This window comes from Mycobacterium sp. 050134 (genome assembly GCF_036409085.1).
Taxonomy (GTDB): domain Bacteria; phylum Actinomycetota; class Actinomycetes; order Mycobacteriales; family Mycobacteriaceae; genus Mycobacterium.
Window position 1 is genome coordinate 36,911 of the sequence record NZ_JAZGLV010000006.1, and the last position, 21,146, is coordinate 58,056.

A 21,146-nucleotide genomic window follows, 5' to 3' on the forward strand; every position below is an offset into this window, starting at 1 on the left:
GTTTCCAGCCGCTGCAGTTCAGGCCACGTTGCCGTCACGAAATTCGTCACGCAGGTGCGCCCTCTTTTGGTGCCAGCTTCTCGAACAGGTGGTCTGCCAACCCCCGGACCGTGGTGATATCGGCCGAGGTGATGCGGACCCCCGTCTGGGACTCGATGTGTGTGCGTAGTTCGAGGTTACCCAGCGAGTCGAGACCGTATTCCGACAACGGATGGTCGGGATCGATGTTGCGGCGCAGGATCAGACCGATCTGCTCGGCGAGCAGACGCCGCAGGCGGCTCGGCCACTCGTCGAGCGGCAGCTCCGCCAGTTCGGCGCGGAGCTTGCCGGAACCCGACCGCTTCTCGCCTGCGGACTTGAACATTTCGAGGAACTTGCTGCGTTCCGCGAAGGACGAGATCCACGGCGTCCCAATGAGCGGGGTGTAGCCCGTGTAAGCCCGGTCGTGGCGCAGCAGCGACTCGAACGCGTATGCGCCCTCGTCGGGGGTGATCGCCGCGCCGGTGCCCTCGGCGAAGCCCGCACCCCGGCCGATCTCACCCCAGGCGCCCCAGGCGATCGCCGTGGCCGGCAGGCCCTGGGCCCGCCGCCAGTGGGTGAAGGCGTCCAGCCAGCTGTTCGCCGCGGCGTAGGCACCCTGCCCGGGCGAACCCAGCAGGGCGGCCGCCGAGGAGAACGAGCAGAACCAGTCCAGGTCCGCTTTCTGAGACTGGCCAGCGGTGGCCTCGTGCAGGTTCCACGCGCCGTACACCTTCGGCGCCCAGTCGCGGTCGACCAACTCGTCGGTGATGTTGGTCAGGGTCGCGTCCTCGACCACCGCGGCCGCGTGCAGCACGCCGCGCAACGGCAGCCCGGTTGCGGTCGCCGTGGCGACCAGTCGCTGCGCGACGTCGGCCTGGGCGATGTCCCCGCACTCGACAATCACGTCAGAACCTATCGCTCGGACGAGCTCGATCGTTTCAAGCGCCTTCTGCGTGGGCTCCGACCGCGAGGTCAGCACGATCCGTCCCGCACCCGCGGCGGCCATCTTCTCGGCCAGGAACAAGCCCAGGCCGCCCAGACCACCGGTGATGATGTACGAGCCGTCACGACGGAACACCGGGGCCTGCTCGGGCGGCAGGACCACGCTGCTGCGTCCGGCCTGCGGGATGTCGAGGATGAGCTTGCCGGTGTGCTCGGCCGCGCTCATCACCCGGATCGCCGTGGCGGCCTCGGCCAGCGGGTAGTGGGTGCTCTCCGGCATCGGCAGCTTGCCCTCCGCCGTCAGCCGGTAGACCGTGCTCAGGATTTCGCTGGTCTCCGCCGGGTGGCTGACCGACATCAACCCGAGGTCGACACCCCAGAACGCGAGGTTGCGACGGAAGGGGAAGAGGCCGAGCTTGGTGTCCCCGTAGATGTCGCGCTTGCCGATCTCGACGAACCGCCCACCCAACGCGAGCAGTTTCAGCCCGGCCAGCTGCGCGGCACCCGTCACCGAGTTCAGCACGATGTCAACGCCGTAGCCGTCGGTGTCCCGGCGGATCTGGTCGGCGAACTCGACGCTGCGCGAGTCGTACACGTGCTCGATGCCCATGTCCCGCAACAGCTGTCGGCGTCCCTCGCTCCCGGCCGTGGCGAAGATTTCCGCACCCGCGGCGCGGGCGATCGCGATTGCCGCCTGCCCGACGCCACCCGTTCCGGAGTGGATCAGGACCTTGTCGCCGGCCTTGATGCGGGCCAGGTCGTTCAGCCCGTACCAGGCGGTGGCGTGCGCGGTGGTGACCGCCGCGGCCTGCGCGTCGGTGAGCCCCTCCGGCAGCTTCGTGGCCAGCCGCGCGTCACAGGTGACGAACGTGGCCCAGCAGCCGTGGGGCGACATGCCGCCGACGTGGTCGCCGACCTTGTGGTTGGTGACATCCGGCCCGACGGCCGACACCACGCCCGCGAAGTCGGTGCCCAGCTTCGGCAGGATCCCGTCCAGGCTCTGGTAGCGGCCGAAGGCGTTGAGGACGTCGGCGAAGTTGATGCTCGACGCCGTCACGGCGACCTCGATCTCGCCCGGGCCCGGGGGGACCCGGTCGAACGCCGCGAACTCCATCGTCTGCAGGTCACCGGGCATCCGGATCTGCATCCGCATGCCGTCGTTCTCGTGGGCGGCGATGGTGGTCTGCCGCTCCTCGGGACGCAGGGGGGAGGGGCACAGGCGCGCCGTGTACCACTCGTCGTTGCGCCAGGCGGTCTCGTCCTCGTCCGGGCCGACCAGGATCAGCTGGCGAATCACCTGCTCGGCACCGGTCTGCTCGTCGACGTCGATGTGGGTGGTGTGCAGGTGCGGGTGCTCGGCACCAATCACCCGCAGCAGGCCACGCAGGCCGCCCTGGTCGAGGTTGGGGACGTCCTCCGGCAACACCGTCTGGGCGTTCCGGGTGATGACGACCAGCCGCGGCGCCTCGCCCTGGATCTCCGGCAGTTCCCGCGCGATACGCACCAGGTGGCGAACGTACTCACCGGCCCGGACCGGGGAGTCCTCGTCGAGGTTGCCGTTTTTCGGCGAGGTCAGCAGCACCACGCCGGTGAACCCGCCGCGGGCGATCTGGTCGCGCAGCCGGCCGGCCGTCGCCGCGTGGTCGGCATCCTGCGGCCACGACACCGTCGCGCACTCCGCGTCGTGCACCTTCAGCGCGTCGGTGTATGCCGCCGCCACCAGGTCCGCTGAGTCCGCGGTGCTAATCAGCAGCCACGAGCCGGGCTCGGTGGTCGCCACCTCGGGCAGTTGCCGCTGCTGCCATTCGACGGTCAGCAGCCGCTCGTTCATCACCCTGGCGCGCTCGCCGCTCGGCGAAACGCCGGTGCCCATCTGCAGGCCGCGGACGGCCAGCAGCACGGCGCCGTGCTTGTCGAGGACGTCGAGGTCGGCCTCGATCCCGCCACCGGTCGCCGCGGTCACCCGCGAGTAGCAGTAGCGCGCCGCATGCACCGGACCGTGGGTCCGCAGCTCGCGGACGCCCAGGGGGAGCAGCAGGCCGCCCAGGCTGGCACTCGCCACACTGGGGTGAGCGGCCACCGACTGGAAGCACGCGTCCAGCAGCGCGGGATGCACGCCGTAGCTCGTCTGCTGCGTGCGGATCACGCTGGGCAGGCCGATCTCGGCCAGCACCGTAGTTCCGGTGCCCTCGGCGGTGAGCGCGGCGGCCAGGCCCGTGAAGGCGGGGCCGTACTGAATGCCGGCCAGGTCCATGGCGTCGCGGAGGTCGTTGCCCTCCAGGCGGCTCGGGTGTGCCGCGAGCAGCGACTCGATGTCCTGTGCGGCGGGGAACTCCTCGTCCACGACGGACTGCAGCACCGCCGAGGCCCGGCGTGCCTGCACGCCGTCCTCGTTGGTCTCGACCACGAAGTTCAGCGCGCCCGGCACCTCGGCGGTGGCGGTGAGGCTGATCTGGGTCTCCTCGTCGAGCATCAGCATCTGCTCGAAGCGGACGTCGCGGACCGCGGACGCCTCGCCGAAGACGGTGCGGGCCGCGGCCAGCGCCATCTCGCAGTAGGCGGCGCCGGGGAGGGTGGCGGTGCCGTGGACCTGGTGGTCGCCCAGCCACGGCAGCGTCGCGGTCCCGATGTCGGCCTGCCAGACGTGACGTTCCGGTTCCTCCGGAAGGCGCACGTGCTGACCCATCAGCGGGTGCACCGCGACGCTGGACCGCAGCGCGCGGGAGCTGTGGCCCTCGCGGCTCAGCAGCAGCGTCCGGTGCGTCCAGGCCGGCAGGGGGGCGTCGACCAGGTGCCCGTTGGGGTAGAGCACCGAGAAGTCGACCGAGGCGCCCGTCGAGAAGAGGTCACCGACCAGGGAACGCAGGCCGTTGGGCAGCGGCTGCTCGCGCCGCATGGCCGCCAGGGCCGCAACGGTCATGTCCAGGCTGCGGGCGGTCTGGTCGACCGCGTGGGTCAGCAGCGGGTGCGGAGACAGCTCGCCGAACACCCGGAAGCCGTCCTCCAGCGCGGCCTGCACCGCCGCGGAGAACCGAACCGTGTGCCGCAGGTTGTCGACCCAGTAGTTGGCGTCGCAGTACGGCTCCTCGCGGGGGTCGAACGACGTGGCCGAGTAGTACGGCACCTCGGGGGTCAGCGGCTCGATCTCGGCCAGCACGTCGTAGAGCTCGTCGAGGATCGGGTCGACCTGCGGCGAATGCGACGCCACGTCGACGGCCACCTCACGGGCCATCACCTCGCGCGCCTCCCAGGCCGCCACCAGCTCGCGGACCGTGTCGGTCGCGCCGCCGATCACGGTGGACTGCGGGGACGCGACCACCGCCACCACGGCGTCGTTGACGCCGCGCGCCATCAGCTCCGAGAGCACCTGCTGCGCCGGCAGTTCCACCGACGCCATCGCGCCGGAGCCGGCGATCTTCGTCATCAGCCGCGACCGGCGGCAGATGACCCGCACGCCGTCCTCGAGCGAGAGCGCCCCCGCGACGACGGCGGCGGCGGACTCACCCATCGAGTGGCCGATGACCGCGCCCGGCTGTACGCCGTAGGTCTTCATCGTGGCGGCCAGGGCGACCTGCATGGCGAAGATGGTCGGCTGCACGCGGTCGATGCCGGTGACTTTCTGCGGCGCGGTAAGCGCCTCGGTCACCGAGAAGCCGGACTCGGCGGCGATCAGCGGCTCGATCTCGGCGATGGTCGCGGCGAAGGTGGGCTCCTTCGCCAGGAGGTCCGCGCCCATCGCGGCCCACTGCGAGCCCTGTCCGGAGAACACCCAGACGGGGCCGCGCTCCTCCTGGCCGACGACCTCGGAGTAGATGGCGTCGCCGTTGGCGACCTCGCGCAGCGCCGTCAGCAGCTCGGCGTTGTCGCGGGCGAGCACGGCCGTGCGCACCGACCGGTGCCCACGCTTGCGGGCGAGGGTGTAGGCCAGGTCGGGCGTCGCCACGGTCCGCGCGTGCGCCTCGACCCAGTCCGCAAGCTTCGCGGCGGTCTCCTGCAACCCCTCGGCCGACGAGGACGAGAGCGGGAAGAGCATCGCGTCGCTGCTCGGGCGGATAGCCGCGCCGTTGCGGACGAGCGGCTCGGGAGCTTGCTCGACGATGGCGTGTACGTTGGTGCCGGAGATGCCGTACGCCGACACGGCCGCCCGCCGGGGTTGGGTGCCCTCCAGCGGCCACTGCGTGGTCTCCTGCGGCACGAACAGTCCGGTCTCGACCCGGGCCATCTCGTCGGGCAGGGCCTCGAAGTGCAGGTTTTTGGGCACCACACCGTGCTGGACGGACAGGACGGCCTTCATCAGGCCGAGCGCGCCGGCGGCGGCCTGGGTGTGACCGAAGTTGGTCTTGGAGGCGCCCAGGACGCAGGGGCTTCCCTTGCCGTATACCGCGGCGGTGCTTGCGTACTCGATGGGGTCGCCGACCGGGGTGCCGGTGCCGTGCGCCTCCACCAAGCCGACGGTGCCGGCGTCGACGCCGGCCGCGGCCAGTGCGGCGCGGTACACCGCGGCCTGCGCCTCGCCCGACGGCATGGCGATGTTCGGGGTGTGGCCGTCCTGGTTGGCCGCCGTCGAGCGGATGACGCCCAGGATGCGGTCGCCGTCGCGCTGAGCGTCCGGCAGGCGCTTGAGCAGCAGCATGACGCAACCCTCGCCGGACACGAACCCGTCGGCCTTAACGTCGAACGCGTGGCAGTGCCCGGTGCCCGACAGCATGCCGCCCGCGGACGCGGAGACGGACCTGCGCGGCTCCATCATGACGTTGACGCCGCCCGCGAACGCGAGCTCGCTCTCGCCGTCGTTGAGGCTGCGGCAGGCCTGGTGGATGGCGTAGAGGCCCGACGAGCACGCGGTGTCCACCGTGGAGGCGGGACCGTGCACTCCGAGCGCGTAGGCCACGCGCCCGGATGCCATGCAGGAGATCGTTCCGGGGTTTCCGTAGGGCCCGTCGAACGCATCGGTCGCTGCATGCACGAATTGGTAGTCGCCGTAGTTCAATCCGACGAACACGCCGGTGGCGTCGGCGATGGTGTCCTTGGTGAGGCCGGCGTGCTCCATGGCCTCCCACGCGGTCTCCATGAGCAGCCGGTGCTGCGGATCCATCGCGGTGGCTTCTTTTTCGGTGATGCCGAAGAACTCGGGGTCGAAGTCGCCGACGGCGTCGAGGAACGCGCCCCACTTACATACCGATCGACCGGGAACGCCCGGTTCCGGGTCGTAGTAGTAATCGACGTCCCAGCGATCTGCGGGGATTTCCTTGACAAAGTCATCCCCGCGCAACAACGCTTCCCAAAAGAGGTCAGGGGAGTTGATGCCCCCCGGCAGCCGGCATGCCATCCCGATGACAGCTACCGGAGTCACTCCTGCCCTATCCACTTTCCTTCACCTCTCCTTGCCTATCCCCAAGTTCCTATCACTGCGGCCAGCTCTTATCAGGGCTTCCGAAAATATCGCCGAGTTTTTTTGTCACACCTGCGAAGTCCCGCGACGTCGCAGGGAAACCCACCGACCCCCCCACGGAACCGAACCGTAAGAAGCTGGCGCGATCAGCAGCGTAGCGGCTTAGCTCGGCACGCGTGGAAAAATCGGGCGGACGTACAAAAATTTAACAGGCCTCCAACCGCCGGTGGGCAGATCAGGGGCCAAATTCGGTTGCTTGATGGCCGCGTCTCAACCGCTACGCCTGCGTTACATTTGCGTTATAGTCGCAGCTTAGAGCCGTTGCGCCCCAAGGCTGTCCGCGTCGCCGGGGTGCCCCATTGGATTTTGCTCCACGGAAAGTACCGGCGGGGATATCCATGGCCCGGCTGTGTGACGCAAAACACCCCCGTTCGTCATGAAACGACGTGGCAGCGCGCGAGTGTCTAGGTTTGCTAACTGTCACCCCGGAAGCGCCCGAAAGGGGTTAGGCAGCGGTAATTACACACGCGTGCAAACGCTGCGTCGGAGATGCCGAATGAGGTCATGCTAGAGCTTTGTGCGAATCCCCGTGTGGGAATCGATGAAATCTCTAGGATCGCAAGTTAAGCGGCATGCCGTCGGCGCCCGGGAGGCGTCCGCCGGCCTTGACGGTGCGGCCGGGCGGGGCTAAGCGCCTCGCCGCCAATCTCATTCGGGTCGCGGCTTCCCACGGCGGATTCGGCGGCGTCCTTTCGCATTGCGGCCCATGCCGTTTCGCCGGGCGTCCGGCGCCGGCCGACTTGCGCCACGATTGCGGCTTCCCGGGGAACGCGCCACGCGGAATGCTCGGGGCATGACAACACCGCGCGTACCGCCGTTGCCGCTCGACGAGGCCAAGGCCGCCGCCGACGAAGCCGCTGTGCCGGACTACATGGCCGAGCTCAGCATCTTCCAGGTGCTGCTGAATCATCCGCCGTTGGCGCGTGCGATCAACGACCTGCTCGCCACCATGTTGTGGCACGGGTCACTCGACCCCCGGTTGCGGGAGCTGGCGATCATGCGGATCGGGTGGCTCACCGGATGCGACTACGAGTGGACGCAGCACTGGCGCGTCGCGTCGCGGTTGGGTGTGACGCACGACGACCTGCTCGCAGTGCGCGACTGGCCGTCCCACGCCGGATTCGGGGCGGCCGAGCGGGCGGTGCTGGCCGCCACCGATGACGTGGTGCGCGACGGCCTGGTCAGCGAGCGCAGCTGGGCCGCCTGTGACCGCGAACTAGGCGGTGACGCAACGGTTTTGGTCGAACTTGTCACCGCGATCGGGGCGTGGCGCATGGTGGCATCGCTGTTGCGCAGCCTCCAGGTTCCGCTGGAGGAGGGGGTGTCGAGCTGGCCGCCGGACGGCCGCGCGCCGGAGGTGGACTGACACGGTGGGCGGGCCGGCGGTGACCGGTCGCGATGCACGTGACGATGGCGGCCCGCGGTGCTGATTGACTTATCAGTCAGTAACTCCTAGCGTCGTGCGAATGCGTACCCGAGTCGCCGAAATGCTCGGCGTCGAGTTCCCGATCTGTGCCTTCAGTCACTGCCGCGACGTGGTCGCGGCCGTCACCAACGCGGGCGGTTTCGGAATCCTCGGCGCCGTCGCCCACAGCCCCAAGCGGCTCGAGAGCGAGCTAGCCTGGATCGAGGAGCAGACGGGTGGCAAGCCCTACGGGGTCGACCTGCTGTTGCCGCCCAAATACGTTGGCGCCGAACGGGGCGGGATCGACGGCAAGCAGGCGCGTGAACTCCTGCCCGAGGAGCACCGCACCTTTGTCGACGACTTGCTGGACCGTTACGGGGTCGCGGCGCCTGCCGATGAACGGCGCGCGTCGTCCGGTGGGCTCAACATCTCGCCCAAGGGCTACGAGCCGCTGCTCGAGGTGGCCTTCGCGCACGACATCCGGCTGATTGCCAGCGCGCTCGGCCCGCCCCCGGCCGACCTCGTCGAGCGCGCCCACGAGCGTGACGTGCTGGTGGCGGCCCTGGCCGGGACGACGCGCCACGCGCAGCGGCACGCGGCGGCCGGCGTGGACCTGATTGTCGCCCAGGGGACCGAGGCCGGCGGCCACACCGGCGAGGTGTCGACCATGGTCCTGGTTCCCGAGGTGGTCGACGCCGTCGCGCCCGTTCCCGTGCTGGCCGCCGGCGGGATCGCCCGCGGCCGCCAGGTCACCGCCGCCCTAGCGCTGGGGGCGGAGGGCGTGTGGTGCGGGTCGGTGTGGCTGACCACCGAAGAAGCCGAGACGGCGCCGGTGGTGAAGGAGAAGTTCCTGGCCGCCAGCTCGTCCGACACCGTGCGGTCGCGGTCGATGACCGGCAAGCCGGCGCGGATGCTGCGGACGGCCTGGACCGAGGAGTGGGAGCGGCCCGACAGCCCGGCGCCGCTGGGCATGCCGCTGCAGAGCGCCCTGGTGAACGAGCCCCAGGTGCGCATCAATCAGGCCGCCGGCCATCCGGGGTCCAAGGCCCGCGAGCTGGCGACCTACTTCGTCGGGCAGGTGGTGGGGTCGCTCGACCGCGTCCGGCCCGCTCGCGCGGTCGTGCTCGAGATGGTCGAGGAGTTCATCGACACCATCGGGAAGCTCGAGAGCCTGGTCGAGAGGTGACCGCCGGCGCCGGGCGACGCCGCGCGGTGAGCGAGGAGGACAAGTCGCAGCGGCGCGACCAGATCATGGCGGCCGCCAAAGAGGTCTTCGCACGCAAGGGTTTTCACGAGACCACGATCGCCGACATCGCCAAGCAGGCGGGTCTGGCCTACGGCTCGGTCTACTGGTACTTCCAGTCGAAAGACGAGTTGTTCCACGCGTTGATGGCGGTGGAGGAGACGGCCCTGCGCGAGCACATCGCTTCCGCGCTGAGCGGAGTCGTGGGAACCGATGGCAGCGAGGCCACGCTGCGCACCCTGCTGGAACGGTCCGTGCTCGCGACGCTGGAGTACTTCGAAGCCGACAAGGCCACCGCGAAGCTGCTGCTCCGCGACCCCTACGCGCTGGGGGAGCGATTCGAACGGCACCTGGGCGGGATTTACGAGCGGTTCATCGACCATCTGGAAACCTTCGTCGTCACCGCTCAGGAGCGCGGCGAGGTCGTGGCCGCCCCGCCCAGGATGGCGGCGTACTCGCTGGCCGCGCTCGTCGGGCAGCTGGCGCATCGGCGGCTGAGTACCGACGACGGCGTCACCGCCGCTCAGGTCACCGACTTCGTCGTCGCGCTGGTTCTCGACGGCCTGCGCCCGCGGGCGGACGAGTTGGCCACCTGACGGCCGGGGGGGAAAGCCCGCGGCCCCGCGAGTCATAAGCCATTGCGGGTCTGGTCGGCGTGTCGTCGCAGGCGGTTATGTGTCGTGGGCGTGGATTGGCGCGGCCGCGAGCCGCAAAGCTGGCCGTCGCCTGTGGGCATGCTTACGACCAGGTAAAGATCGTGGAACACGCCTCGGAGGAGTTTGACCTCACCAGAGCCGTCGTGCATTATCGGTCGGGTATGCACCTCGTTAGGTGAGGCGTCTACACGAATACAGGCCACTGACCCCGAACGTCGAAAGACGCCCCGGGTCAGGACAGCTCCTCCCGGCTTAAGGGTTGAGCCCAGGTGGCTTCCGGGTTACCGGACACGTCGTGTAGTGCCAAAGCTCTGACGAGAGGGGTGCGGATCTCCGGCGTTCGCCGGGTTTCGTTCTCCTGCGTGTACGTGTGCGGATGACCGCATGCGCCGTGACCGTGAGGAGGTGAGGGACACATGAGTTCCAGCGATAGTCCGGACCGAAGTCCGAGCTGCGTCTCGTCCCGATCCGGTCTCCGGCACGACGATCTGCTCTGAGTCGTCGATCCGCTTGCGCGCCAAGCGGTCCGGGATCGGAACCGACAAGGGACGGGACGCGTCAGTCCTGTTAGTCCCCAACGGAAATCCGTCTAGGAGGTCATCATGACCGCAGTTCTGTTCGACGAAGTGGTCACCGTAGCGCCCGCCCCCGTGCTGACGGTGGTGCGCGACTCCGACACGCTTCCCGCCCAGGCGCCCAAGAAGGGCAGCCGCCGCGTCCACAACACCCCCGGCGACCCGCTGGTGGAGGGTGCGACCCGCCTGCTGAGCATCCCGCTGCGCCACCTGTACGCGGCGCTGTGGCGGGTCGGGGTGCTCGAAGTCCAGGCCTGAGCGGGTCTTCGATGGGCAGCGAGCAATCGATGCTCCGAGGGGCCACCCGAACGCAGGTCCGCCTGAGGTCAGGTGACCCCTCGGAGCGATCGTTCACCGATTTGCGGCATTCACTAGAATTGATCCAGCGGCGTCGATCCGGCCATCACCGGGGAGCCTTCGGAAGAACGGCCGACACGGCTCAGTAGAACCGAACGGGTGGGTCCGTCACAGCCCGAGTCGAGCGGCCCCGCGCGAGTGGGGCAAGCGGGGTGGTACCGCGGCGCTCGCGCACATCGCGCGTCGTCGTCCCCGGCCAAAGGCTTTGGGGCGCAAAGGACGCAATCGTGACCGACAACGCTGACCGCGAGGACTCCGTTCGGGCCTACCCGAAATTGGCCGGGGGGGCGCCGGACTTTCCGGCGCTCGAGCTCGAGGTGCTCGACTACTGGGCGCGCGACGACACGTTCCGTGCCAGCATCGCCAGGCGTGACGGCGCCCCGGAATACGTGTTCTACGACGGGCCCCCGTTCGCCAACGGGCTGCCGCACTACGGGCACCTGCTCACGGGCTACGTGAAGGACATCGTCCCGAGGTACCGCACCATGCGCGGCTACAAGGTCGACCGCCGCTTCGGCTGGGACACCCACGGGCTGCCCGCCGAACTCGAGGTCGAGCGCCAACTCGGCATCACCGACAAGTCGCAGATCGACGAGATGGGGATCGCGGCGTTCAACGACGCCTGCCGGGCCTCGGTGTTGCGCTACACCGACGAGTGGCAGGCGTATGTGACGCGCCAGGCGCGGTGGGTCGACTTCGACAACGACTACAAGACGCTCGACCTGCCCTACATGGAGTCGGTGATCTGGGCGTTCAAGCAGCTGTGGGACAAGGGCCTGGCGTACGAGGGCTACCGCGTGCTGCCGTATTGCTGGCGCGACGAGACCCCGTTGTCCAATCACGAACTGCGGATGGACGACGACGTCTATCAGAGCCGCCAGGACCCCGCTCTGACCGTCGGGTTTAAGGTGGTCGGCGGTGAGCTGGACGGCGCCCACCTCCTGGTGTGGACGACCACCCCGTGGACGCTGCCGTCGAACCTCGCGGTGGCCGTCAACCCCGATGTCACCTACGTCGAGATCCGAGTGGGCGATCGTCGATTCGTGCTGGCGGAGCCGCGGCTGGCCGCCTACGCGCGCGAGTTCGGGGACGAGCCCGAGGTTTTGGGCACCTATCGCGGGACGGACCTGCTGGGCACGCGGTACCTGCCGCCGTTTCCGTATTTCGCGGATACCGCCAACGCCTTCCAGGTCCTGCCCGGCGATTTCGTGACCACCGAGGACGGCACCGGCATCGTCCACATGGCGCCCGCCTACGGCGAGGACGACATGGCGACCACCGACAAGGTCGGCATCGTGCCGGTGACACCGGTTGACGCGCGGGGCCGCTTCGACGCCACCGTCCCGGATTACCAGGGGCAGCACGTCTTCGCGGCCAACGCACAGATCATCCGCGACCTGAAGAGCGGCGGTGGCCCGGCCGACGCCAACGGCGCGGTCCTGGTGCGCCACGAGACATACGAGCACCCCTACCCGCACTGCTGGCGCTGCCGCAACCCGCTGATCTACCGGGCGGTTTCGTCATGGTTTGTTGCCGTCACGGAATTCCGCGACCGCATGGTCGAGCTCAACCAACAGATCACGTGGCATCCCGACCACGTCAAGGACGGCCAGTTCGGCAAGTGGCTGCAGGGCGCCCGCGACTGGTCGATCTCGCGAAATCGCTACTGGGGTACGCCGATTCCGGTGTGGAAGTCCGACGACCCCGCCTATCCGCGCATCGACGTTTACGGCAGCCTGGCCGAACTCGAGCGCGACTTCGGCGTGCGTCCGACCAATCTGCACCGGCCCTATATCGACGAGCTCACCCGTCCGAACCCCGATGACCCGACCGGCCGCAGCAGGATGCGGCGCATCCCCGACGTGCTCGACGTCTGGTTCGACTCCGGTTCGATGCCGTACGCCCAGGTGCACTACCCGTTCGAGAACGAACAGTGGTTCGACACCCACTACCCGGGGGACTTCATCGTCGAGTACATCGGCCAGACCCGCGGCTGGTTCTACACCCTGCACGTGCTTGCCACCGCCTTGTTCGACCGTCCGGCGTTCAAAACCTGTGTGGCACATGGGATCGTACTCGGGTCAGACGGGCAGAAGATGAGCAAGTCGCTGCGCAACTACCCCGACGTCAGCGAGGTGTTTGACCGCGACGGCTCCGACGCCATGCGCTGGTTCCTGATGGCCTCGCCGATCCTGCGCGGCGGCAACCTCATCGTCACCGAGCAGGGCATCCGCGAGGGCGTGCGGCAGGTGCAGCTGCCACTGTGGAACGCGTACAGCTTCCTGGCGCTCTACGCGCCCAAAGCTGGCGCCTGGCGCACCGATTCGACGCACGTGCTGGACCGCTACATCCTGGCCAAGCTGTCCGACCTGCGCGACGACCTGACCAACGAGATGGAGGCCTGTGACATCTCCCGGGCCTGCGAACACCTGCGCCTGTTCACCGAGGCGCTGACCAATTGGTATGTGCGCCGGTCGCGTTCGCGCTTCTGGGAAGAAGATCCCGAGGCCATCGACACGCTGCACACCGTGTTGGAGGTGACGGCACGGCTGGCCGCCCCGCTGCTGCCGTCGGTCACCGAGATCGTCTGGCGTGGCCTGACCGGCGGGCGCTCGGTTCACCTCACCGACTGGCCGGACAACGGCGTGGTGCCCGCCGACCCCGACCTGGTCGCCGCGATGGACCAGGTCCGCGAGGTGTGCTCGGCCGCGTCGTCGCTGCGCAAGGCCAAAAAGCTGCGCGTCCGGCTGCCGCTGCCGAAATTGACTGTGGCGGTCGATGATCCGCGGCGACTGGAGCCGTTCGTGGACCTGATCGCCGACGAGCTGAATGTCAAGTCCGTCGAGCTGACCGACGCCATCGACGCCTACGGCCGTTTCGAGTTGACCGTCAACGCCCGCGTGGCGGGGCCACGCCTGGGCAAGGACGTGCAGGCCGCGATCAAGGCGGTCAAGGCCGGCGAGGGCGTCGTCAACGCCGACGGCACCCTGACCGCGGGCCCGGCGGTGCTGCAGCCCGAGGAGTACAGCTCACGGCTGGTGGCCGCCGAGCCCGAGTCCACCGCCGCGCTGGCCGACGGCGCGGGCCTGGTCGTGCTCAACGGCACCGTCACCCCGGAGCTGGAGGCCGAGGGCTGGGCGAAGGACCGCATCCGCGAGCTCCAGGAGCTGCGCAAGTCGACCGGGCTGGACGTGTCCGACCGGATCTCCGTGGTGATGGCGGTGCCCGCCGAGCGCCTGGGCTGGGCGGAGACCCACCGCGACCTGATCGCGGGGGAGATCCTCGCGACCGGCTTCGAGTTCGGGGAACCGGCGGACGGGGCCGAGATCGGCGACGGTGTGCGGGTGAGCATCGCCAAGGCGTGACGGTCGGTCAGCCCCCGTTGCGGGTCGCCGCGGCGGCCAGCGTGACGTAGTGCATGGTGAAGCCGCCGCCGATCGAGTCGAGCGCGGCCGCCACGGGCTCCAGCACGGTCGCGACCTGGTCCGGGGCGAGCTGGGTGAGCGTGCCCATGGTCGGCAGGTGGTCCAGCCATTCGTTGCGGCTGTAATGCCGCTCCCATTCGAACCGCCACTGCTCGGGTTCGCCGAACTCGCCGGTCGCCCGGACGCCCTCGAGGGCCCGCCGGAGATTGCCCTCCTGCAGGTCGAAGGCGGGATTGCCCACCTCGCTGCCGTCGGACGCCCGGTGCTGCAGCGGCGCGTCGGGCGCCACCCGGTGCAGGGCCTCGTCGAAGGCGTCGCCGACCTCGCGCGGCGGGTCGAAGACGTGCCAGTACACCGCCAGCAGCCCGCGCGGGCGCAGCACCCGCGCGGCCTTTTCGGCGCCCCGCACGGGGTCGACCCAGTGCCAGGCCTGCCCGGCGACGACGGCGTCGAAGGTGCGGCCCCTGGCGTCCCAATCCTCGAACTTGCCGACCTCCACCTCAATCCCGGTGCTCCGGGCGAAGTCCGCCATTCGCGCGTCCACGTCGACGCCCAGCACCGTGCGACCGGCCGCCCGGTACTGCCTCGCCCCGATGCCCGTGCCGCAGCCGACATCGAGGAACTCGACCCCGGGGCTGGCGGCGACGACGCGCTGGATCAGCGCCTCGGGATAGCTCGGGCGCGCCCGGTCATACCGCGCGGCGTCCACCCCGAAGGACTCCGCCACGTCCCGGAGCCGGTACAACTCCGGTGAAGATGAGGGTTCAGGTGACATTGCTAGCACTCCGTCCTACGGCCCCGTCCGGTCCATCGGCGCCGGACACACCCTCCACATTACGAAATGCGTTTTCCAGCAAACGATTCCGCGGATGATGTGGCCCGCGCGGCGCGGTACGCCGCGACGGGCGACGGGCCGGGCCTAGCATTCCCCAGTGTGGAGTCCCGCTGGGTGCTGCACCTGGACATGGATGCGTTCTTCGCGTCCGTCGAGCAACTGACCCGACCGACCCTGCGGGGGCGGCCGGTGCTGGTCGGCGGGCTGGGCGGACGCGGTGTGGTGGCAGGCGCCAGCTACGAGGCCCGCGTGTACGGGGCGCGGTCGGCCATGCCGATGCACCAGGCGCGCCGGCTGATCGGCGTCAGCGCTGTGGTGTTGCCGCCGCGCGGCGTGGTCTACGGGCTGGCCAGCCGGCGGGTCTTCGAAACGGTGCGCGCCATGGTGCCCGTCGTCGAGCAGCTGTCCTTCGACGAGGGCTTCGCCGAACCGCCGCAGCTCGCCGGGGCGTCGGCCGAAGAGGTCGAGGAGTTCTGCGAAGGCTTGCGGGGCCGGGTGCGCGAGGAGACGGGCCTGACCGCCTCCGTCGGTGCGGGCTCGGGCAAGCAGATCGCCAAGATCGCGTCGGGCCTGGCCAAGCCGGACGGCATCCGGGTGGTCCGACGGGCCGAGGAACGGCTGCTGCTGGACGGGCTGCCGGTGCGGCGGCTGTGGGGGATCGGCCCGGTCGCCGAGGAGAAGCTGCACCGGCTCGGGATCGAAACGATCGGGCAACTGGCCGCCCTGACCGACGCGGAGGCGGCCAACATCCTGGGCGCGACGATCGGCCCCGCGCTACACCGCCTGGCGCGCGGCATCGACGACCGGCCCGTCGCCGAGCGGGCCGAGGCCAAGCAGATCAGTGCCGAGTCCACCTTCGCGGTCGACCTCGGCAGCCTCGAGCAGCTGCACGAGGCCATCGGCCCGATCGCCGAACACGCGCACCAACGCCTGCTGCGCGACGGGCGCGGCGCGCGGACCGTGACGGTGAAACTGAAGAAGTCCGACATGAGCACGCTGACCCGTTCGGCCACGCTGCCGTATGCGACGACCGAACCCGGCGCGCTCGTCGCCGTGGCCCGCCGCCTGCTGCTCGACCCCCGCGAGATCGGGCCGATTCGCCTTCTCGGCGTGGGGTTTTCGGGGTTAAGCGACGTGCGGCAGGAGTCGCTCTTCCCGGACCTCGATCTGGCGGGTGACCCGCTGGAGAGCCAGCCCCCAGAAACCGCGACCGAGGCGATGTTCGCCCCGGCGCGGGAACCGGGGTGGCCGGTGGGAGGCGATGCGGGGTGGCGGGTGGGAGATGACGTCGCGCACCGCGAATTCGGGCACGGCTGGGTGCAGGGCGCCGGCCATGGAGTCGTCACGGTGCGCTTCGAGACCCGCTCGTCTGGGCCGGGACAGGCCCGGACGTTCGCCGTCGGCACCGACGAGCTGGTCAAGACCAACCCCGTCGACTCCCTGGACTGGCCGGATTACGTCGGCGTCCTGCAGGCCCTGGAGGCCGCCGTCGACTCAGCCCCACCGGCCGATGATCTCGGCGACCGGTAGTTGCGCAGCCAGCGCGCCCATCAGCAGGATCCGGGCCTGCGGGGGCCGCACCCGCGGCACCATCAGCGCGCCGGCCGCGGCCATGGCGTGTCCGGGGCCGTAGCCGGCGCCGACCCGCCCGCCCGGCACCCGCGTGGACACCGCGACGGTCACGCCGTCGGCGCACCACCGGCGCACGGCGTCGACGACCGCGGCTCCCGCGTTGCCCGAACCCAGCGCCTCGAGCACCACGGCCCGCGCCCCCGCGGAAACACACGCATCCAGCGCCACCCCGTCACTGCCCAGGTAGACCGCGACGATGTCGACCCGCGGCGCGGCGGCGGCGCTGAGCTCTCCCAGGAGCGGCCGGGTCTTCGCGCCGGTCAGCGAGACGGCGCCGTCGACCGTGCCGAGCAGCTCGCCGGTGAAGCCGCTGAGGTCCTGCGTCGCGACCTTGTACATGCCCAGCGGCTGCAGCACCCGGCCCGCGAAACACACCAGTACTCCGAGGTCACGGGCGGCCGGGCTGGCCGCCAGCGCCAGCGCGTCGCGCAGGTTGGCCGGGCCGTCGGCGTCGGGAGCGTCGGCGCTGCGCATGGCGCCGGTCAGGACCACCGGCGCCGACCCGCCATACGTGAGGTCGAGCCACAGGGCGGTCTCCTCCAGGGTGTCGGTGCCGTGGGTGACGACGACGCCGTCGGCGCCCCCGTCGACGGCGGATCGGACCGCGGCCCCGATCCGGTCCCAGTCGCCGAGCGTCAGCTCCGAGCTGTCGACGGCCGACACGTCGACGACGTCGACGTCGTGCGCCGCGCCCAGGGCCGCCGTTAGGTCCGCTCCGCGGCGTGCCGGCCGGCGGACCCCGTCGGCACCGGTGCTGGTCGATATCGTGCCGCCGGTGGCGATGACGGTCAGGCGGGCCATAGTAGAAATCATCGCGCACGCTGCCGGCGAACTTCGGCCGGCCCGCGGCCGGATTAGGGGATGATGAGAGAGTGCCTGAGGAACGATCGACCGAGCCGGTGACCTCAGCCGAGAAGGCTGGAGGGGAGTCGGCGGCTCCCGCGCCGCGGCCGCCGAGGCGGTTGCGGCTCCTGTTGTCGGTGGCGGCCGTCGTGTTGACCCTGGACGTCGTTACCAAGGTGCTGGCGGTCAGGCTGCTGCCGCCGGGCCAGCCCGTGTCGATCATCGGTGACACGGTCACCTGGACCCTGGTGCGCAATTCCGGCGCCGCCTTCTCGATGGCGACGGGCTACACCTGGCTGCTCACGCTGATCGCCACCGGCGTGGTGGCCGGGATCTTCTGGATGGGCCGGCGGCTGGTCTCGCCGTGGTGGGCGGTGGGCCTGGGGATGATCCTCGGGGGCGCGATGGGCAACCTGGTGGACCGCTTCTTCCGCGCTCCCGGCCCGCTCCGCGGCCACGTCGTGGACTTCCTGTCGGTCGGTTGGTGGCCGGTGTTCAACGTGGCCGACCCGGCGGTCGTCGGCGGCGCCATCCTGCTGGTGGTGCTGTCGGTGTTCGGCTACGACTTCGACGCCGTCGGTCGGCGCAGGGCCGACGGGGACGCCGCCGAGCCGCGGAAAGCCGGTCAGCGTTGACCGACCGTTCGATGCCCGTTCCGGAAGGGTTGACGGGCATGCGCGTCGACGCGGGACTGGCGCGCCTGCTGGGGGTGTCCCGCAGCGCCGCCGCAGCCATCGCCGAAGACGGCGGCGTCGAGCTGGATGGCGTGCAGGCCGGCAAGTCCGACCGGCTGACCGGTGGGGCGTGGCTGCAGGTCCGGCTGCCGGAGGCGCCGGCCCCGCCGCAGAACACCCCCGTCGACATTGAGGGCATGACGATCCTGTATTCCGACGACGACATCGTCGTCGTCGACAAGCCCGCCGCGGTGGCGGCGCACGCCTCGGTCGGCTGGAGCGGACCGACCGTGCTCGGCGGACTGGCCGCCGCCGGGTACCGGATCACCACCTCCGGCGTGCCCGAGCGGCAGGGCATCGTGCACCGCCTCGACGTCGGCACCTCCGGTGTGATGGTGGTGGCGCTGTCCGAGCGGGCGTACACGGTGCTCAAGCGGGCGTTCAAGCAGCGCACCGTCGAAAAGCGGTACCACGCGCTGGTGCAGGGGCATCCGGACCCGTCCAGCGGGACCATCGACGCGCCGATCGGCCGCCACCGCGGTGGGGAGTGGAAGTTCGCGGTCACCACCGACGGCCGCCACAGCCTCACCCATTACGACACCCTCGAGGCGTTCGTCGCCGCGAGCCTGCTGGACGTGCACCTTGAGACCGGCCGCACGCACCAGATCCGGGTGCACTTCTCGGCGCTGCATCATCCGTGCTGCGGTGACCTGGTATACGGGGCGGACCCCAAATTGGCGAAAAGACTTGGGCTGGAACGCCAATGGCTGCATGCGCGATCGTTGGCGTTCGCCCATCCGGCCGATGGTAGGCGGGTGGAGTTCGTCAGCCCGTACCCGGCCGATCTGCAGCACGCGCTGGACGTCCTGCGCGACGAGGCCTGATCAGTCTGATGGTCGCGACCCGTCCCCCAAGCTTCGCTGGGGGTGCCCCCAGCGCCCGGCTTCGCCGCGCTTGCGATCACTCAGCCGGCTTGCGGGCCTCGACGAGGACCCGGGTGGAGTGGGCGACGAAGGGGCCGTCCGCCGCGATGCGCTCGTGGAGCTCGACCAACCGGTCGCGGTAGCGCTGCACCGTGAAGTCGGGAACGGTCCAGACCACCTTGCGCAGGAAGTAGATGACGGCGCCGATGTCGAAGAACTCGGCCCGCATCCGCTCCATCCGGAGGTCGACCACTCGGAGGCCGGCGGCCTCGGCCCGCGCGCGCTGGGTGTCGGGGTGTAGTTCGGCCCATTTCTCCGGCTGCGGCCCGACGAAGTGTTCGACCAGCTCGGCCATCGTCGCCGGCCCGATCTGCTGGGCGAGGTAGCGGCCGCCCGGCCGCAGCACCCGGGCGATTTCGGCCCACCGCACGTCGATCGGGTGGCGGCTGGTCACGAGGTCGAACGCCTCGTCTGCGAACGGCAACCCGGGGTCGTCGCCGGTGGCGACCACCACCACGCCGCGGGGGTGCAGGAGCTTGGTGGCCAACGCGGCGTTGGGCGGCCACGACTCGATCGCCGCCATCGTGGGCGGGAATCGAGTCGCGCCGGCGAGCACCTCCCCGCCGCCGGTGTCGATGTCGAGCGCCGCGGAGACGGCGGCCAGCCGATCGCTCATCAGCCGCTGGTAGCCCCACGACGGCCGCTCCTCGGTTGCCCGTCCGTCCAGCCAGGAGAAGTCCCAGCCGTCGACGGGAGCCTCCTCGGCCTCCGCCACCAGGTCGTCGAAGGTGCGACTCATTGCGTGTGGCAGACGAACTTGGTGCCGCCCAGCTCGACGTTCACGTCGCCCTGGTGCTCCCAGAAGTCGGCGCCGCGGTTGCCGTAGTGGGCGCCGCTGGCGGCCGGCCTGATGAACAGGATCTGCTGCGTCCCCTTCCAGTTCAGCACCGCCGTCTGCGGGTCGAACTGGTTGTAGAACTGCGCGGTCAGCGGCCCGGAACCGGCGGGGCAGTTGTAGGTCACCACGGGCGGGGCTGCCGTGGCCGGGTCGGCGATCGCGAGCTGCACCAACCGGGTCTGGTACGCCTCCTCTAGGCAGGGCCGCGTGTCGGCGGCCCCGCCGCAGCCGTCGCGAACCGCCGTCCACGCGCCCTGTGCGCTGTTGAGCCCCGCCGTGTCGGCGCCGGGACGCCCCAGCGCCTGCTGGTAGGCGGTCTGCACCCGGTGGTCGAGCCCGGTCAGCTGCGGATCGTTGCAGACCAACTGCTGGGCGGGGTTCGCCGGCCGGGCGCAGTCGAAGGTGCCGGCGGCGGCCGACGTGCTGGTGGCCGGCGCATTGGCGGACGCTGCAGTGCCGGACGATGTAGTGCCGGAATTGGGCGGGGGAGAAGCGGTTTTCGAGCCGCAGGCGCCCAGTAGCAGCGCCGCGGCGCACGCCACGACCAGTCTCATACGAGCTGACTACCGGCTGCGCGGCGCATCCGGTGCGCGACACGCCCTACGCCGGCGGTTTTCTTGTCGGCGAAATTGCCGGCGTGGTCGTGGTGGGCACGTGATGGCAGCCCTGCCCGCGATCTTGGTGAACGACGAAAGGCTGGGCGAAAGTCGCTCAGACCTTCGCGGCGTCGCTGGTGGCGATCTCCGGTGCCAGCGGCGCGATGGCGCCGAGGATCTCCGCCACCGTTGCGGACGGCACCCCGGCCGCGCCCAACGCGTCGGCGAGATGCCCGGCCACCAGGTTGAAGTGCAGCATGGTGATGCCGCGGCCCTGATGGACCTGCTTCATCGGCGCCCCGGTGTAGGGCTCCGGCCCGCCGAGGGCGGCCGCAAAGAATTCGACCTGTTTGCCCTTGAGGCGGTTCATGTTGGTCCCGCTGAAGAAACCGGACAGCTGCTCGTCGGCGAGCACGCGGGCATAGAAGTCCTCGACCACCACCTCGAGGGCCTCGTGCCCGCCGATGCGGTCGTAGATGGTCGCCGGCTCGGGTTTGCGGAAGTGCGCCAGAATTTTCATAACAGCGATTGGAACATCTCGGCGTTGCCCGCCAGTTAGTCCGCGATCACCCGTCGATTACCCTGTGTAACAACGGCATTGCCCGCAGGTGCCCGAACCGGACGCTCCGCTGTGAGGCCTCGCCGGCGTTTACCTGACGGAAATCTGCA

General features: G+C 70.0%; 14 protein-coding genes and 1 riboswitch. Of the genes, 8 read left to right on the forward strand and 6 right to left on the reverse strand.

What is annotated here, in order from left to right; translation table 11 throughout:
- Nucleotides 1–46: 46 nt before the first annotated feature.
- On the reverse strand, nt 47–6,331 hold the full coding sequence (pks2, locus tag SKC42_RS08835) for a sulfolipid-1 biosynthesis phthioceranic/hydroxyphthioceranic acid synthase (protein ID WP_330963932.1): 6,285 nt from the start codon (nt 6,329–6,331) through the stop codon (nt 47–49).
- Between the two features lie 877 nt (nt 6,332–7,208).
- Here pks2 and SKC42_RS08840 point away from each other — a divergent pair.
- The 5 genes from SKC42_RS08840 to ileS all read left to right on the forward strand — a co-directional run bounded on the left by SKC42_RS08840 (nt 7,209) and on the right by ileS (nt 14,016).
- Complete coding sequence (locus SKC42_RS08840) at nt 7,209–7,781, forward strand: carboxymuconolactone decarboxylase family protein (RefSeq protein ID WP_330963933.1); 573 nt, start codon at nt 7,209–7,211, stop codon at nt 7,779–7,781.
- A 100-nt stretch (nt 7,782–7,881) separates the two neighbouring features.
- On the forward strand, nt 7,882–9,006 hold the full coding sequence (locus tag SKC42_RS08845) for an NAD(P)H-dependent flavin oxidoreductase (RefSeq protein ID WP_330963934.1): 1,125 nt from the start codon (nt 7,882–7,884) through the stop codon (nt 9,004–9,006).
- The gene (locus tag SKC42_RS08850) at nt 9,003–9,659 is read left to right on the forward strand and encodes a TetR/AcrR family transcriptional regulator (protein ID WP_330963935.1); all 657 of its coding nucleotides are present in this window, start codon (nt 9,003–9,005) and stop codon (nt 9,657–9,659) included. Before SKC42_RS08845 ends, SKC42_RS08850 begins: the two co-directional genes overlap by 4 nt.
- A gap of 220 nt (nt 9,660–9,879) precedes the next feature.
- Nucleotides 9,880–10,049, forward strand: a riboswitch (M-box (ykoK) riboswitch).
- Between the two features lie 272 nt (nt 10,050–10,321).
- Nucleotides 10,322–10,552 (forward strand): Rv1535 family protein, encoded by a 231-nt coding sequence (locus SKC42_RS08855; protein ID WP_330963936.1) that lies wholly within the window; start codon nt 10,322–10,324, stop codon nt 10,550–10,552.
- 326 nt (nt 10,553–10,878) lie between these two features.
- On the forward strand, nt 10,879–14,016 hold the full coding sequence (gene ileS / locus SKC42_RS08860) for an isoleucine--tRNA ligase (protein ID WP_330963937.1): 3,138 nt from the start codon (nt 10,879–10,881) through the stop codon (nt 14,014–14,016).
- A gap of 7 nt (nt 14,017–14,023) precedes the next feature.
- Here the strand turns inward: ileS and SKC42_RS08865 are convergent, their stop codons facing one another.
- The gene (locus SKC42_RS08865; RefSeq protein WP_330963938.1) at nt 14,024–14,851 is read right to left on the reverse strand and encodes a class I SAM-dependent methyltransferase; all 828 of its coding nucleotides are present in this window, start codon (nt 14,849–14,851) and stop codon (nt 14,024–14,026) included.
- Between the two features lie 159 nt (nt 14,852–15,010).
- On the opposite strand from SKC42_RS08865, the gene SKC42_RS08870 reads away from it, so the two are divergent.
- Nucleotides 15,011–16,441: a DNA polymerase IV gene (locus SKC42_RS08870; protein WP_442932056.1), complete on the forward strand. Its 1,431-nt coding sequence runs from the start codon at nt 15,011–15,013 to the stop codon at nt 16,439–16,441.
- Here SKC42_RS08870 and SKC42_RS08875 read toward each other — a convergent pair.
- Nucleotides 16,406–17,344, reverse strand: a complete 939-nt coding sequence (locus SKC42_RS08875; RefSeq protein WP_330963939.1) for an asparaginase — start codon at nt 17,342–17,344, stop codon at nt 16,406–16,408. The genes SKC42_RS08870 and SKC42_RS08875 overlap by 36 nt on opposite strands.
- Nucleotides 17,345–17,415: 71 nt before the next feature.
- Between SKC42_RS08875 and lspA the strand changes: the two genes are divergently transcribed.
- Complete coding sequence (gene lspA, locus SKC42_RS08880; protein ID WP_330963940.1) at nt 17,416–18,021, forward strand: signal peptidase II; 606 nt, start codon at nt 17,416–17,418, stop codon at nt 18,019–18,021.
- The gene (locus SKC42_RS08885) at nt 18,018–18,944 is read left to right on the forward strand and encodes an RluA family pseudouridine synthase (protein ID WP_330963941.1); all 927 of its coding nucleotides are present in this window, start codon (nt 18,018–18,020) and stop codon (nt 18,942–18,944) included. Before lspA ends, SKC42_RS08885 begins: the two co-directional genes overlap by 4 nt.
- A 76-nt stretch (nt 18,945–19,020) precedes the next feature.
- Here the strand turns inward: SKC42_RS08885 and SKC42_RS08890 are convergent, their stop codons facing one another.
- The 3 genes from SKC42_RS08890 to SKC42_RS08900 all read right to left on the reverse strand — a co-directional run bounded on the left by SKC42_RS08890 (nt 19,021) and on the right by SKC42_RS08900 (nt 20,997).
- The gene (locus SKC42_RS08890; RefSeq protein WP_330963942.1) at nt 19,021–19,782 is read right to left on the reverse strand and encodes a class I SAM-dependent methyltransferase; all 762 of its coding nucleotides are present in this window, start codon (nt 19,780–19,782) and stop codon (nt 19,021–19,023) included.
- Nucleotides 19,779–20,435, reverse strand: a complete 657-nt coding sequence (locus SKC42_RS08895) for an MliC family protein (protein WP_330963943.1) — start codon at nt 20,433–20,435, stop codon at nt 19,779–19,781. The genes SKC42_RS08890 and SKC42_RS08895 overlap by 4 nt, the downstream gene beginning before the upstream one ends.
- A gap of 157 nt (nt 20,436–20,592) precedes the next feature.
- On the reverse strand, nt 20,593–20,997 hold the full coding sequence (locus SKC42_RS08900; protein ID WP_330963944.1) for a group I truncated hemoglobin: 405 nt from the start codon (nt 20,995–20,997) through the stop codon (nt 20,593–20,595).
- Nucleotides 20,998–21,146: the final 149 nt, after the last annotated feature.